General features: G+C 70.3%; 12 protein-coding genes and 2 pseudogenes. 9 read left to right on the top strand and 5 right to left on the bottom strand.

Features of this window, described 5'->3' with window-relative positions:
* The first annotated feature begins 121 nt into the window (after positions 1–121).
* From DMC61_RS17670 to DMC61_RS17700, 7 genes are read left to right on the top strand one after another with little or no spacing between them, the layout of a single operon-like run.
* Complete coding sequence (locus DMC61_RS17670; protein WP_125690193.1) at positions 122–1,222, top strand: polyprenyl synthetase family protein; 1,101 nt, start codon at positions 122–124, stop codon at positions 1,220–1,222.
* Positions 1,219–2,736 (top strand): phytoene desaturase family protein, encoded by a 1,518-nt coding sequence (gene crtI, locus DMC61_RS17675; protein ID WP_125690194.1) that lies wholly within the window; start codon positions 1,219–1,221, stop codon positions 2,734–2,736. Before DMC61_RS17670 ends, crtI begins: the two co-directional genes overlap by 4 nt.
* Complete coding sequence (locus DMC61_RS17680) at positions 2,733–3,689, top strand: phytoene/squalene synthase family protein (RefSeq protein ID WP_125690195.1); 957 nt, start codon at positions 2,733–2,735, stop codon at positions 3,687–3,689. The genes crtI and DMC61_RS17680 overlap by 4 nt, the downstream gene beginning before the upstream one ends.
* Positions 3,689–4,030 (top strand): lycopene cyclase domain-containing protein, encoded by a 342-nt coding sequence (locus DMC61_RS17685; protein WP_125690196.1) that lies wholly within the window; start codon positions 3,689–3,691, stop codon positions 4,028–4,030. The genes DMC61_RS17680 and DMC61_RS17685 overlap by 1 nt, the downstream gene beginning before the upstream one ends.
* Positions 4,027–4,347: a lycopene cyclase domain-containing protein gene (locus DMC61_RS17690; protein WP_016331945.1), complete on the top strand. Its 321-nt coding sequence runs from the start codon at positions 4,027–4,029 to the stop codon at positions 4,345–4,347. The genes DMC61_RS17685 and DMC61_RS17690 overlap by 4 nt, the downstream gene beginning before the upstream one ends.
* Positions 4,344–5,063 carry a class I SAM-dependent methyltransferase gene (locus DMC61_RS17695; protein WP_125690197.1) on the top strand — a complete coding sequence of 240 codons (720 nt, stop codon included), beginning with the start codon at positions 4,344–4,346 and terminating at the stop codon, positions 5,061–5,063. Before DMC61_RS17690 ends, DMC61_RS17695 begins: the two co-directional genes overlap by 4 nt.
* The gene (locus DMC61_RS17700; protein WP_125690198.1) at positions 5,060–6,589 is read left to right on the top strand and encodes an FAD-dependent oxidoreductase; all 1,530 of its coding nucleotides are present in this window, start codon (positions 5,060–5,062) and stop codon (positions 6,587–6,589) included. The genes DMC61_RS17695 and DMC61_RS17700 overlap by 4 nt, the downstream gene beginning before the upstream one ends.
* Positions 6,590–6,683: 94 nt before the next feature.
* Here the strand turns inward: DMC61_RS17700 and DMC61_RS17705 are convergent, their stop codons facing one another.
* The 5 genes and pseudogenes from DMC61_RS17705 to DMC61_RS17720 form a co-directional block, all read right to left on the bottom strand.
* Entirely contained in the window at positions 6,684–7,427 is a 744-nt protein-coding gene (locus DMC61_RS17705; protein WP_233594842.1) for a WD40 repeat domain-containing protein, read from the bottom strand.
* Between the two features lie 114 nt (positions 7,428–7,541).
* Positions 7,542–7,745: pseudogene (locus tag DMC61_RS42130) on the bottom strand (WD40 repeat domain-containing protein); the annotation flags it as partial.
* Between the two features lie 5 nt (positions 7,746–7,750).
* Positions 7,751–10,786, bottom strand: a pseudogene (locus DMC61_RS41655) (NACHT and WD repeat domain-containing protein); the annotation flags it as partial.
* 123 nt (positions 10,787–10,909) lie between these two features.
* The gene (locus DMC61_RS17715) at positions 10,910–11,518 is read right to left on the bottom strand and encodes a hypothetical protein (RefSeq protein ID WP_125690201.1); all 609 of its coding nucleotides are present in this window, start codon (positions 11,516–11,518) and stop codon (positions 10,910–10,912) included.
* 60 nt (positions 11,519–11,578) lie between these two features.
* The gene (locus DMC61_RS17720; RefSeq protein ID WP_125690202.1) at positions 11,579–13,021 is read right to left on the bottom strand and encodes a hypothetical protein; all 1,443 of its coding nucleotides are present in this window, start codon (positions 13,019–13,021) and stop codon (positions 11,579–11,581) included.
* 103 nt (positions 13,022–13,124) lie between these two features.
* On the opposite strand from DMC61_RS17720, the gene DMC61_RS17725 reads away from it, so the two are divergent.
* Together DMC61_RS17725 and DMC61_RS17730 are read left to right on the top strand one after the other, a co-directional pair.
* Complete coding sequence (locus DMC61_RS17725) at positions 13,125–13,676, top strand: RNA polymerase sigma factor (protein ID WP_125690203.1); 552 nt, start codon at positions 13,125–13,127, stop codon at positions 13,674–13,676.
* A complete protein-coding gene (locus DMC61_RS17730) occupies positions 13,673–14,923 on the top strand; it encodes a hypothetical protein (RefSeq protein ID WP_125690204.1) in 1,251 nt (416 codons plus the stop codon). The genes DMC61_RS17725 and DMC61_RS17730 overlap by 4 nt, the downstream gene beginning before the upstream one ends.
* Positions 14,924–14,953: the final 30 nt, after the last annotated feature.

Consider the following 14,953-nt stretch of genomic DNA (forward strand, 5'->3'; position numbering starts at 1 on the left):
TTCCTTGCTCTCCGGCCGATATGGCTCGAGTTGCGGGTGCGCCGCTGGATCTAGTAGACAAGGTACCCCAGGCGTGAATCGGTTATGAAACGAAATCACCGGAACGGCGGAGGGAAGGCGGATGGCGTCGACCATGGCGGCGGGAACGGTGCCGCCGAAGGAGGCGCGGACCGCCTGGCTGGACGAGGTGGGCAGGCGTTGTCTCGCCGAAGCCCACGGTTTCGTCGAAGCACGGGCCGCCGAGCACTTCTCCGGCCGTGGCGAGGGCGAGCTCGCGGAAACCATCCTCCCCCAGTTCCTCGCCGGAGGGAAATTCCTCCGGCCGATGTTCGCCTACGTCGGCTGGCGGTGCGGAGGCCCGGAATCGGATGCCGCGCTGCGTGCCGCGGCGAGCTTGGAGTTGCTCCACTGTTTCGCGCTGGCGCAGGACGACGTCATGGACGCCTCGGCGCTGCGACGGGGCCGTCCCGCGCTGCACGTGCGATTCGCTCGGTGGCATGCCGAGCAGGGGTGGAGTGGCTCCGCCGGCCGGTTCGGCGAATCCGCGGCGACTCTCGCCGGCGACCTCTTCCTGGTCTGGTCCGAGCAGCTGCTCCGGGAGTCCGGTTTGGACACGGAAACGCTGTCGCGCGGCTGGCCGAGGTACGACGCGATGCGCGCGGAACTGGCGGTGGGGCAACTCGCCGATCTGGTGAACGACGCCCGGACGCTTCCCGGCTGGGACGCGCTGCTCGACGTACTGCGCCGGAAGTCCGGCAACTACACCGTCCGCAGGCCGCTGGAGTTCGGCGCCGCGCTGGCGGGCTGCGGTCCGGACGTCATGGCCGCCCTCGCCGAGTACGGCGGCCTGGTCGGCGAGGCGTTCCAGTTCAAGGACGACCTGCTCGGTGTCTTCGGCGACCCCGCGGTCACCGGCAAACCCGCCGGCCAGGACCTCCGCGATCGCAAGGCGTCCAGCGTCGTGGTGCTCGCCGCGGAGATGGCCGACAGGCGACGGCGCGCCGAACTCGCCGAACTGCTGAACCTGACCACGGTCGACGACGACGCCGTCTCCCGCTGGTGCGAACTGATCACGGCGACCGGCGCACGCGAACGCCTCGGCGAACTCATCCGGGAACGCGCCGACAAGGCGCTCGCGGTGATCGACCCGGCCGTCGTCCCGCAGGAGGCGGCGGACGCGCTGGCCGTACTCGCCATCCGGTGCACGGAGCGCGACCAGTGAAAACGGTGCCCGGCAGGACGGACCGGATCGTCGTCGTGGGAGCGGGGTTGTCGGGGCTGGCGGCCGCGTTGCACCTGGCTGGCCGCGGACGCGAGGTCACCGTCCTCGAACGCGACCCCGGCCCCGGCGGCCGCGCGGGGCGCGCCGAACACAAGGGCTATCTGCTCGACACCGGCCCGACGGTGCTGACCATGCCGTCGATCCTGCGGGACACCTTCGGCGCCGTGGGCGCGGAACTGGACAGGGAACTGCCGCTCACCCGGCTCGACCCGGCCTACCTGGCGCAGTTCGCCGACGGCGGCACCCTGCCCGTGCACACCGACGCCGCGGCGATGACGGACGCGGTCCGCGAGTTCGCCGGGCCTGCCGAGGCCGCGGCATACCTCCGGCTGCGCGACTGGCTGACCCGGCTCTACCACGCCGAGTTCGGCCGGTTCATCGACTCGAACATCGACTCACCGCTGGGCATGCTCAACCCGGATCTGGCCCGGCTAGTGGCGCTCGGCGGATTCCGGCGGCTGGACGCGAAAATCGGGTCCTTCCTGTCGGACGAGCGGCTGAAGCGGGTGTTCACCTTCCAAGCGCTCTACGCGGGCGAGTCGCCCATGCGGGCGCTGGCGCTGTATGCGGTCATCTCCTATATGGACACCGTCGGCGGCGTGTACTTTCCGCCCGGCGGGGTCGCGGCACTGCCGCAGGCGCTCGCCCGGGTCGCCGCCGGGAACGGCGTCACCTTCCACTACGGCGACCCCGTGCACGCGCTCGAACGCGACGGCAGCCGGGTCCACGCCGTCCGCACGGCCGCCGGTGAACGTCATCCGTGCGACGCCGTCGTCCTCACGACCGAGCTGCCCGAGAGCTACCGGCTGCTCGGCCGGACTCCGGCGCGGCCTGTTCCGCTGCGGCCCGCGCCGTCGGCGCTGATCCTGCACACCGGCGGCCCCGATACCGGATCCGATGTCGGGCACCACACCATTTCCTTCGGTCACGGGTGGCGCTCGACCTTCGACGAACTCATCACCACGGGCCGCCGCATGAGCGACCCGTCGCTGCTGATCACCCGGCCGACCGCGACCGACCCGGGCCTGGCGCCGCCGGGGCGTCAGCTCTACTCGATCCTCGCGCCGGTCCCGAATCTCGACCGGGGCCCCGCGGATTGGACCGCCGAAGCCGGGCCGTACGCGGAGGAGATCCTCGCCGTCGCGCGGCAGCGGCTCCTCCCGGATTTCGAACCCGAGTTCACCGAGGTCATCAGCCCCGCCGACTGGGCCGACCGAGGGCACGTGGCCGGGACGCCCTTCAGCTACGCGCACTCGTTCGTCCAAACAGGACCGTTCCGCCCCCGGAATCTTCCGGGCGGCACTGAGAACGTCGTCCTCGCCGGAGGAGCGACGGTGCCGGGAGTGGGCGTGCCGACCGTGCTGATCTCCGGCAGGCTGGCCGCCGACCGGATCACCGGCGTGCCCGGACGCCGTTCGCGCGTCCTCGACCTGGCCACGGAGGCGAGCCGATGACCCGACGCGAACTCGATGCCGCCGCAATCCACGATCCCGGGCTGCGGGCCGCGTACACCTGGTGCCGCGACGTCAACGCCCGGCACGGCCGGACGTACTTCCTGGCGACCCGCATGCTGACGCCCGCGCAACGGCCCGCCGTCCACGCGCTCTATGGTTTCGCACGATGGCTCGACGACATCGTCGACGAGCCCGCCGCGGACGCCTCCCCGGACTCCCTCGCCACGCGACTGTCCGAAGTGGAGGATCGGTTCCTCGCCGATCTGACCGCGGGTACGAGTGACGATCCCCTGCTGACGGCGGTGATCGACACGGCGGCGAGGTACGAGCTGGAGGAAGGGCTCTTCCGCGACTTCTTCACGTCGATGCGGATGGACTTGAGCGTCACCGACTACGCCACCAGGGACGACCTCGACGAGTACGTGCGCGGTTCGGCGGAGGTGATCGGCCTGCAGGTGCTCCCGATCCTCGGCGCGGTCGCGCCTCGCGAAGAGGCGGCCCCGCGAGCCGCCGCACTCGGGAAGGCCTTCCAGCTGACCAACTTCCTCCGCGACGTCGCCGAGGACTTCGAGCGCGGCAGGGTCTATCTGCCCGCCGACGAACTCAAGGAACACGACGTCGACCGCGAACGGCTCTCCTGGTGCGCCGAGCACGGCCGAGCCGACCTCCGCGTCCGGGCCGCGATCAAGGAACAGATCGCGGTGACCCGGCGCGTCTACGCCGAAGCATGGCCGGGCATCGCGATGTTGCATCCGGTCTCACGGCCCTGCGTCGCCACCGCCGCGACCCTGTACGGGGAGATCCTCGACCGGATCGAAGACGCCGGCCACGACGTCTTCGCCGGCCGGGCGAAGGTGTCGCGGCGCCGCCGGCTCGGGGTCGCCTGCGGCGCGCTCGTTCGTGCGCAGTGGGCCCGGAAACGACATCCCGCTCCCCCGTCGGCGGTGGGCTGATGGGCAAGATCGAATACCTGCTCGTACTGGCGGCATGTGTCCTGGTGACGCTGCCGTTGGAACTCGCGGGCGCCCGCGTCTACCGGCAGCCGAAACGCCTCGCCCGCGCGCTTCTCCCGGTGGCCGTGGTCTTCCTCGTCTGGGACGCGGTGGCGATCGCCGGCGAGGTCTGGGGTTACGCGCCCGAATTCGTCACCGGTATCCGCGCGCCGTTTTCCCTTCCGCAGGAAGAGATCCTGTTCTTCGTCGTGATCCCGGTCTGCGGGGTGCTGACCTACGAAGCGGTCCAGCTCACCCTGGCCGCGGTCCAGCGGCGCGGGAAGCAGGCGGTCCGGCGATGATCCCTTGGGGTTACACCGTTCCGGCCGTCGTCTCGGTGATCGTGGTCGTACTGTTCGAGCTCGCCGTGCTGAAGACCGGGCTGTTCCGCAAACCCGCCTACTGGCTCACCATGGCGATCGTCACCGGCTTCCAGATCCCCGTCGACGGCTGGCTGACGAAGTTGTCCGCGCCGATCGTCCTCTACGCGCCCGAACACATCACCGGCTGGCGGTTCCCGTGGGACATCCCGGTCGAAGACTTCCTCTTCGGCTTCGCGATGGTGACCGCCGTGCTGCTGCTGTGGGAACGGGCCCGATCACGAGAGGAAGCGCGATGAACGCCATGGCGCGAAACGGTTTGCCGCGCGAGGCCGTGCCTTCGGCCTTCGACACCGAAGCCCGGTTCTACGACCGCCTCGTCGGCGCGAATCCCGGCTACCACGAGCATTTGCGCCTTTCCGCCCAGCGGCTCGCCGCTCCTGGACCACGGGTGCTGGACGCCGGCTGCGGAACCGGTGCGTCCACGGCGGCCCTCCTGTCGGTGCTGCCGGACGCCCGGATCACCGCCTTCGACGCGTCCGGCGAAATGCTGGAGCGGGCCCGGAGCAAAACCTGGCCCGGCAACATCGAATTCGTGCACACACCGGTCGAGGAACTGGCCGGGATCCAAGGTCCGTTCGACGGGATCCTGGCGGCGTACCTCCTGCGCAACCTCACCGACCCGACCACACAGCTACGCCGGCTTCGCGCCCTGCTCCGGCCGGGTGGCCGGATCGCCGTGCACGAGTACTCCGTGGGCGACTCCCGCCGCGCCCGCTGGGTCTGGAACGCCGTCTGCGCGGGCGTGATCATCCCGCTCGGAAAACTCACCACCGGCGACGCCACGCTCTACCGTCATCTTCGCCGCAGCGTCCTCGAATTCGACGGCATCACCGCACTCGCCCGGCGTCTCACCGACGCCGGCTTCACCGACGTCCACACCGCGACCGTCGGCGGCTGGCAGCGGGACATCGTCCACACCGTCGTCGGCACCGCGCCCTCGGAGCCGGTGTGACCCGCCCCAGGGATCCCCGTCGCGTGACCCGGCAGGCCCCGCCGGGGCTGGCCGACGCCGGACTGCTCGGACGGCGTCCCACCGCCGCGATCGTGGGCGGTGGAATCGCCGGGCTCACCGCGGCGACCGGGCTGGCCGAACGCGGCGTCACCGTCACCGTCTTCGAACGCGAGGGCCATCTCGGCGGGCGTGTCGGCGGCTGGCGGGAGCGGCTCCCGGACGGCACCGCGGTGACCATGAGCCGGGGCTTCCACGCGTTCTTCCGCCAGTACTACAACCTGCGTGCCCTGCTCGCGCGCACCGATCCGCGGTTGGACCGGCTGACCCCGCTGACCGATTACCCGCTGCTGGACGCACACGGCCGCATCGACACCTTCGCCGGACTTCCGCGCACCCCGCCGTGGAACGCGATGGCGTTCGCCTGGCGTAGCCCGACCTTCACCCGCCGGGACCTGCTGCACCTCAGCGGCCGCGAGGCACTGCCGCTGGCGACGGTCAGCGTGCCGGAGATCTACCACCGGCTCGACCGCACCGACGCCTCGACCTTCCTCGAAGCGATCAACTTCCCGCCCGCCGCCAAGCACCTCGCGTTCGAGGTCTTCTCGCGCAGCTTCTTCGCCGACCCGCGTGAACTGTCGGCCGCCGAGCTGGCGACCATGTTCCACCTGTACTTCCTGGGCTCCAGCGAAGGCCTGGTCTTCGACGTACCGACCGAGCCGTTCCCCCAAGCGCTCTGGGACCCGCTCGCGAACCATCTCACCGGCCGCCGTGCCGACATCCGCACCGGCACGGCGGTGACCGGCCTCGGCCGGACCCCGGAAGGTTTCGCCGTCGAATCAGACGGCCGGACGGAGAACTTCGACGGCGTGGTCCTCGCCTGCGACGTCTCCGGCCTGCGCGAAATCGTCGCCGCTTCACCGGATGTCGGCACCGAGGCCTGGCGAGCCGACGTCGGCGGTTTGCGTACCGCCCCGCCTTTCCTGGTCCGGCGGCTCTGGCTGGACCGCCCGGTCGAGCCGCGTCGGTCACCGTTCCTCGGCACCGGGAGTATCCCGCCGCTGGACAACATCAGCCTGCTCGACCGGTACGAGGGAGAAGCCCGGCGCTGGGCCGCGCGCACCGGCGGATCGGTCGTCGAACTGCACGCCTACGCGGCCGCCACCGAGGACTCGAGCGGGTTGGAAAAGGCATTGGAAAGCCGTCTTCACGAGATCTACCCGGAAACCCGGGACGCCCGCGTGGTCGGCGACATCACGTTGTGGCGCGAAGACTGCCCGCTGTTCGGCGTCGGCGACTTCGCCCGGCGGCCCACGGTGGCGACCCCGGACCCGGCGCTCGCGCTCGCGGGCGACGGCATCCGGATCGACCTCCCGGTCGCCCTCATGGAACGCGCGGCCGCCACCGGCTGGAGCGCGGCGAACACCCTTCTCGGGCGCTGGGGCCTTGCCGGGCACCCGATCCGCTCGGTCCCCAACCAGGGACGGATCCGCCTGCTGAACCGGCTGGCCGCCGCGAAGTCCGGCTGAACGGATTCCCCTGGAGCCGGCTATCGGGAGGTAAGTCAAAGGTGGCGTGGTCGTAGGCGGGTCGGCGGCGCCCATGTCGCGAAGCACTAGCGGGTCAGGAACACGGCGGACTGTACGGCAGCTCGGCCGACACGAACTTGTCCCACATTTCGCGAGTGAGCGTGTTCCCCGTGACGGCGCAGATGCCGTGCACGGCTTGGGGAACGGTCATGTTCCACAGCCGCACGGTGTGGTCTTGGCCGCCGGTGGCGAGGGTGGCGCCATCGGGGCTGAACGCCACCGTGTTGACGGCGGCCTGGTGTCCGGTGAGCGGCTGCCCCGACTGCGTCCGGTCGGCTGTCCGCCAGAGCCGCACGGTGTTGTCGCCGCTGCCGCTGGCCACCGTGTGCCCATCCGGACTGAACGCCAACCCGATGACGGGGTTGGTGTGGCCGCCAAGAGGTTCGCCGAGCGATGTGGCGTGAGCGGGATCGGTGACATCCCACAGCCGCACCTGCGCGTCGTCGCTGCCGCTGGCCAAGGTCCGGCCATCCGGGCTGAACGCGACCCGGCGTATGTCGTCCTGGTGCCCTTTGAGGGGGCCGGTCAGCAGGGTGGGCTTGGCCGGATCGGAAACGTTCCACAGCCGCACCGCGACGTCGCTGTATTCGGTTCCTGTCGCCAGAGTTCTCCCGTTCGGGCTGAACGCCACCGCCAAGGCGTTGGCGTCCGGTCCGATCTCGATCCGGGCCAGCAGCACGGGTTCGGCCGGATCGGCGACGTCCCACAGCCGTGCGGTGTTCTCGTCCTTCACATCCCCGCTGGTGACCAGGAGGCGGCCATCGGGGCTGAACGCCATCGACCGGACGCCGTCGGCATGCCCGGTGATCGGCGCACCGATGGGCGAAGGGCGAGCCGGATCGGCGACGTCCCACAGCCGCACGGTCCGGTCGCCACCGCCGGTGGCCAGCACGCGACCATCCGGCCTGAACGCCAAGGCGTTGATGTCGTCTTGGTGGCCGGTGAGCGGCGGGCCCAGCTGCCGTCGATCGGCAGGCGTCCACAACCGGACGGTCCGGTCGCCACCGCCGGTGGCCAGGATGCGCCCGTCAGGCTGAACGCCAACGCCTTTATTTCCCTCGTGTGTCCGGTTAGGACGGTGTCGGGAATGTTCCACAGCCTTACCGCCCGGTCGCCACTGGCGGTGGCCAAGACGCGGCCGTCCGGGCTGAACGCCATCGACCGGACGCCATCGGCATGCCCGGTGATCGGCGCACCGATGGGCGAAGGGCGAGCCGGATCGGCGACGTCCCACAGCCGCACGGTGTAGTCGTCGCCGCCGGTGGCCAGCGTCCGCCCGCCGGGCCCGAACGCCAGCGACCGGATCGCGCCGGCATGCCCCGTGATCGGCCGGCCGACCGCCTCGGGGCGGGCCGGGTCGGCGACGTTCCACAGCCGCACTTCCCGGTCGTTGCTCGCACCGGCCAGCATCCGTCCATCGGGACTGAACGCCACCGAATGGAAAGCGCCGGTGTGCCCGGTCAACGGTGGCCCGAAGGGTTTGGCCCGGTCCGGCGCGGCGATGTCCCACAGTCGCATCGTCCGGTCGTCGCCGCCAGTAGCCAAAGTCCGGCCATCAGGGCTGAACGCCACGGAGTAGACGGCGTCGGTGTGCCCGGCCATCGGCGGGCCGAGCGCCGTGGGCCGCGCGAGGTCGGTGACGTTCCACAGCCGTACGGTTCGATCGTCCCCCGCGCTGGCCAGCGTCCGCCCGTCGGGACTGAACGCCATCGACCGGATCGTCTTGGTGTGCCCCGTGATCGGCGGGCCGAGGGCCTCGGGGCGGGCCGGGTCGGCGACGTTCCACAGCCGCACCGTGTTGTCGGCGCCGCCCGAGCCCAGAGTGCGTCCGTCCGGGCTGAACGCCAGCGCACGGGTCGCCTCACCGTGACTGATGGTTTCGTTCAGCAGCACCGGATGGGCCGGGTCGGCGACGTTCCACAACCGCACGAGCCGGTCGCCGCTGCCGCTGCCGGTGGCCAGCGTCCGCCCATCGGGACTGAACGCCACCACGCTGACGTCTTTGGCGCCCGCGGGCAACGTCGCGGACAGTGGCGCGTTCGCGTCGACGATCAAGTGGGTGCCCGTATCCGCGTCGGCCGGGCGCATGCGGTAGGCGACGAGATCGAGCTGGGCCGCCAGCGACACGTCCACGGTCCGTATCCGGTTCGCCTCGGCGGTGACCTTGTTGAAGATCGCGGCGTCACGTTGCTCGCGGGCGATGTCGCGTTGCTGGAAGGCGTAGACAGCGGCACTGGACGCGACCAGGCCGAGGACGGCCAGCATGGTGACCGCGGTCCGGCGGACTCTGGCCCGCCGGCTTTCGTGCCGGATCGACGCGCCGAGGAAGGCCGCTCCGAGCGGCGTGAGGGCGGCGCGGTGCTCACTCCTGGACCGCCACCCCCGCGCGATGGCCAGCCGATCGCCGCGATACAGCGATCCGACCGGTTTCCCTTCCCGCTCCCACTGTTCGGCGGCCTCGATCAACTGCTGCCGGATGACCTGATCGTTGCGGCCCGTCTCGATCCAGGTGCCGAGCTGCGGCCACGCCCGCAGCAGCACTTCGTGGGAAAGCTCGACGGCGTTGCCGTCCAGCGTGACCAGACGTTTCTCGATCAGCCAGCCGAGAACTGTCTCGGCGGTCCGCGGTGCGTCGAAGCCGTCGACGAGGTCGGCGGGATCCGCGCGCCGTCTGGCGGGCGGCGCGTCGTGCCTGACCACGACCAGGTGCATGAGGATCTGCTGGAAGATTACGCGCTGCTCGGCCGTCGAACAACGCGCGTAGGCCTCGTCCGCGGTGGCCGCGATCGCGCCTTGGATCCGCCCGGCCCGGTCGTAATCCGCCAAGGTCAGCTTGTCGCCCGCGCGCCGCTGCCAAGTCACGGCCAAGGCGTGGGCCAGCAGTGGGAGTCCGCCCGCGTCCGTCCCGATCTCGTGCAGGAGGATCTCGACCAGCCCCGGTTCGACGTCGACGCCGATCTGCCGAGCCGGCCGCTCGATCGCCGCCCGCAATCCGGCCGGAGTCATCGCCTGGAGGTTGAATTGGCTCGCCGGCAGGAACTTCGCGAGCTGATCGTCGGCGAGGCAGTGGTCGTAGAAGTCGCCCCGCACCCCGAGAACCGCCCGCATCGCGATCAATGCGGCGATGAACCGCCGCCGCTCGGCCTCGTCGGCGCAGAGGGTGAACACCTCTTCGAACTGGTCCACCACGACGACGGTCCCGTCGGGCAGCATGCTCGCCGGCCGGGCAGGATCGGATCCGATCGCCGAGAGCACGTCCTCCACGCTGCCGTCGATGAGCTGCGCGACCTGCTGTGCCAGTGTCTCGCAAGGCTTTCTCGCCGGGGTGAGCAACAGCCACGGGCGTCCGCTGTCGGCCACTTCGGTGATCACGCCTGCCCGAAGCAGCGACGACTTGCCGGCACCGGACGGTGCGACGACGAAGACCGGCCCGCCGCGGTGATCGATCTTGTCCATCAACACCGACAAGGTGGCCTCACGGCCGAAGAACCACCGCGCCTGGTCGGGTTGGAACGCACGCAGTCCGGGATAGGGACAGACGTCCTCCGGCCACTCCGCCTGGCTGACGTCGGGCGGATACGGGTCGTCCGGCAGGCAGATCCACCCCACCGTCTCCGTTTCCTTGACCCGGATGCGTTGGGGCCGATAGCGGGTCTCGTCGGCAGCGCTGTGCCAGACCACTTCGCGGAACAACCAGTCGGAGGTGATCACCGCGAGCACACCGGCCGACCCGGCGAGGGCGTCCTTCAACGGCGGCGAGTCGAGCAACCGGAACGTGTGGTTGATCGCGACGCCGGTCGCGCCGTGCTCGTCGAGCAGGACTTCACCGGCGTGCACGGCCATCCTCAACCGGATCTGCTCGCCGGTCCCGTGCGCCCGGTTGTGCCTGTTCAACGCTTTCACCAGGCGACCGGGAACCCGCTCGACGAACAGCTGCTTCGGAACGTCCGCCGGCGCCAGAAGAAACACACCATCACCCCGGTCTTCGTGATGGCAGGCGCTCCAGTGCGAGCCGAGCGCATGAGCCAAGGCCGCATAGACCGCGGTGCGCACATTCCTCTGTTCCGGATTCTTCCGGCCGCTGAATTGCTCCACGTCCACAACCAGAACAGTGCGATGCAGCGCGGTAGGCGACATGAGACCTCCCCAGATCACGTCACTCGGCCAAAGATGCCGCCATAGTCCCCGCAGCCGCACAGAGCCTGATGAGCTTTCACTCGTTCGCGTGAAAGCGATTGATCGTATTCAGGATGTCCCGCATCAGCTCGGACAGGCGCCGCACACGCATGAATTGACACGTGGCCGGTCCGCGGGACGCAGCCGGCGTGGTCGCCACGGCCGTCGCCGGGGAGACAAACCACAGCTGACCAGAAAGGCTCGATCATCGGGCTGAAGGTCGGTGTAGTAACCGACGCCGAAGTGCATGGCCAAATCCTTCTTCAGCTGGGTTCGCAAAAGCGATATCTGGCGGATGATCGCGCAACCGCGACGGCGTTCGGCGTCGGCCGGGGGCAACGCGGCGAGTTGCGCGGCCAGTACGGCCGGTTTCATCTCGCCGATCGGGCAGACGAGATTGCCGTGGACGCCGACGAACAAATCGCGAGCCGCGGACGAGGTGAGGATGCCGTCGCCGTCGTCGAAGTACCACTTGCCCATGTCGTCGTAAAGCTTTTTCAGCTCTACGGGCGCCAACGGAGTAGCGCGGAACGGGGCGGCGGGCGCGGTCAGGGCCCAGAGCCGCACGTACGACTCGACCTGACGTTCGGCGAGTTTGAGCCGGATCTGCCGCCGGTAGTTGTGTGCGAACCAGAGCCCGACCAACCCCAGCAACACGGTTCCGGCCGCCTGAACCCACGTCGTGATCGCCATGTCACGTCAACTCCCAGCTCGACGGTGGCTACCAGTGTGAGGCCTGGAAGCCGCACCACCTCACTCCTTGTTCGGCACCAGATACAACTCCTGCTTCCCGAGAGTCGGCGCATCGAGCGTCCAGTGCGCGAGCGCGTCCGGTGGAGGAGCCGCCAGCCGTCGCAGCAGGAGTTCGGGACGCCGTGGCCGGACGTCGAAGTCGAAGAAGGCGTAGTTCACGCGGAGCATCGCGCGAATCCAGCGGTTCTCTTCTCCGCGCGCCTCGATCGCGGCGGGCAGGAGGCCGCGGTCGGAGAAGACGTCGACGACCGGACAGCCGCAACTGTAGGCGAGGACGCCGATTTCGCCCGCGCTGCCGACGACCCGGCCTCCGGCGAGCGTGCCCAGTTCCGCCCCGATACGGGCGTACTGCGCGCTCGACGTGTAGTTCGACGTGAACGGTGCGTACGTACGGGGAAGTCCGGCGGCCGCGTACGCGATCAGACCGGCGACGATCAGCGCGAGCACCCCGCTGACCATGAACCGGTGTGAAACCGCCACGGCACAGAGGACAACGGTCGCCGCGGTGAGGCCGGGCCCGTAGTACCAGTGGTAGGGCGGGACCGCCAGCAGCACGTAGCCGAGGTGGTAGAGCAGGCCGCCGACGGCGAGCGCCGCGAACGGCCGCAGGCCCGCCGGGCTCGTCCGCAGCCGGATGGCCAGTGCCACCACGGCGAGAACGGCGGGCAGGAACGCCAGCACGACCATCACCGGTGAAACCCGCGCGTAGAACAGCGGGCCGTTGCCGAAGTTCCAAGCACCCCAAGCGTGTTGCGCACCCTGGAGGGTCTTGATCACCACGGTGTCCGGCACCGCCGCGCCGAGCACCACCCAGCTGAAACCGAACCAGGGCAACGTGATCAGCCCGGCGCCGAGCAGTGCGCGTCCCACGCCGGGACGGAGGAAGACGAAGAGCACCACCGCGAACACGATCAGGTCCAGCCGGACCAGGGCGAGCAAGCCGGCTGACACCCCGAAGGCGAATGGGTTCTTCTCGACGGCGAACACGGTCAGCCAGCCCAGGACAGCCGCGCCGAGGGCGACCTCGAGCCCGATCGACGAGAGGAGAAGCGGGTTCGCGGTCAGCGCGCAGAGCGTCAGGGCGGGGAATCGGGACGGCAACCCGCACGCCGTGCCGAGCCTGCGCAACGCCAGGGCGAGAAGGACCTGGCAGAGCACGAACAGCACTCCGGCGGCGAAGACGGCATCGCGGACGACGGTGGTCAGGGCCGCCAAGACGAGCACGTTCGCCGGCGACGTCGCGGTGTTCGACGTCGCGTCGGCGAGCAGGCCCCAGTGGCCGTGGAAGGCGACATTGCGCGCGTACGCCAGCGTGATGTACGTGTCGTCGATCAAATGCGGACGGGCGAGCAGGAACACCACCGCCGAGAGCACCGCTGTGGACAGGGGCATCCGCCAGGGCGGCGCCTGGTTGTCCGTCGTCCGGACCTGTTCCATGATCATGTCTCGATGTGGCTCCTCCGGCCCGGGAAGTTGCGCGCAACGTTCGAGCGGTGCCGGCCACAACCAGGGCGTGAGCAACCTTGCGATCGGGTTGGGAGAACCGGTGGAACAGACCGGTGACCGGGAACTGTGGGCCCGCGCGGCCGACGGCGACGAGGGGGCGTTCAGCGAGCTGTTCGAGCGGCACGCCGAGGCGCTGTGGAACTACACCTATCGCCTGACCGGTTCGTGGAGCAGCGCCGAGGACCTGGCGTCCACGACGTTCCTCATCGCCTGGCGGCGGCGGGCCGAGGTGACCCTGGTGCGGGACAGCGCCCTGCCCTGGCTCTACACGGTCGCGGCCAACGTCGCCCGTGACGAGCACCGCGGTGCTCGCCGCCGGCTGCGGCTGCTCGGGAAGATCCCGGCCCAGCCCGCCGTATCCGACCACGCCGACTCGGTGGCCGAGAAGATCGACGGCCAGCGCCGGCTGAAGCAGGTCGCCGAAGCCGTCCGGTCGCTGCCGAAATCGCAGCGCGAGGTCGTCGAACTCTGCCTGGCCGCCGAGGTGGGCATCGCCGACGCCGCGGAGCTGCTGGGCATCGCCGAGGTCACCGTCCGCGCCCATCTTTCCCGGGGACGAGCCCGGCTGCGTACGTTGCTGGAGGAGAAATGAGCGACGAATCCGTGTACCCGCCTCACCACGCGATGCCGGACGACGTCCGCGCCCGGATGCGGTCGGCGGTCCGCGAGGGGATCGCGAAGCCGCGGCGGAAGGCACGCGTCTGGTACGCCGCCGCGGCGGCGGTCGTTCTCGTCGCGTCCGGCGTCGCCGCCGGGGCGCAGTCGCTCCGTCAGCAGGGCGCGGCCCCCGGCCCCGAGCCGGCCGCCGGCGGACTCACTCTGGACACCGCGCTGGCGACGTCGTCGCTCGACCGCTGCTGGGCGGCGGTGCGGGCCGCGGGCAAGTCGGACCGGCTGGCCCCGCGCGAGGAATGGGTCCCCCTGTTCACCGACGTCATGCTGGGCGTTTCGGTCGTCGCCGCGACGGCGGCGGGCAAACCGATGTTCTGTGAGACGACGCTGACCACCGTGACCGTGTCCGATCCGGACGCCGCCCCCGCGTATGTGCCGGGCACCCGCACCGGGCTGCTCCTGCAGAGCGCGACCGGACTGATCGGCGGGGTGCTGGATCCGGCCTGGCCGGGTGCGGGTCTCGCCTTCCAGGCCGAGGACTCCGGCGGCGGGGACACCCTGGAGCCCTCGCCGCTGACCCATCAGTTCGTCTCGTTCATCTGGACCGCCCCCGCGAAAACGCGACTGTCCGTTTACGGACCCGCCGGAGCGACGACCACGGCCCTGCCGCCGGCTCCCCCACCGCTGCTTTCGGCCGTCGATCGCCCGGTCGCCCCGGCCGACCGGACCTCGCCCGCGGGACGGGCGCTCGACGAATGCCTGTCCGGTGCGGTGGACGCCGTCTCCGACGCGGCGGGCTACCGGCCGGGCGCGCTACTGGACAAGGACGGCTACCGGGTCGTACTCGGCCGGTTGGGCGACCGGAGCCTGGCGTGCACGACCGTTCCGGACCCGCGGCGTCCCGGCCGGACGAAGATGCGCGTCTACCAAGACCATTTCGAGCTCCCGCCGACGCGGCCCCGGACCATCCCGATGCAGCCACTGGGCGGCGTGGAAGACGGTGGTGAACGGGGCAAGGCCCGGACGCCGTACGCCGGGACCCTGCTGCCGGAGACGGCGGTGACGGTGACCTGTGACTTCGGCGCCGGACGGACCTCGACGACAGATGTGGTCGACAGGACCTTCGTGGTCTTCCTTCCGAAGGACATGAACGATCCGTTCCCGCAAGGGGTCGGTATTCAAGCGCGTGACGCCGGCGGCGCTGTCGTATTCGATGGGACGTTGTAGGCGGGCCGCCGGCGAGGTGTCATCACCCAG

The organism is Amycolatopsis sp. WAC 04169 (assembly GCF_003947535.1).
Taxonomy (GTDB): domain Bacteria; phylum Actinomycetota; class Actinomycetes; order Mycobacteriales; family Pseudonocardiaceae; genus Amycolatopsis; species Amycolatopsis keratiniphila.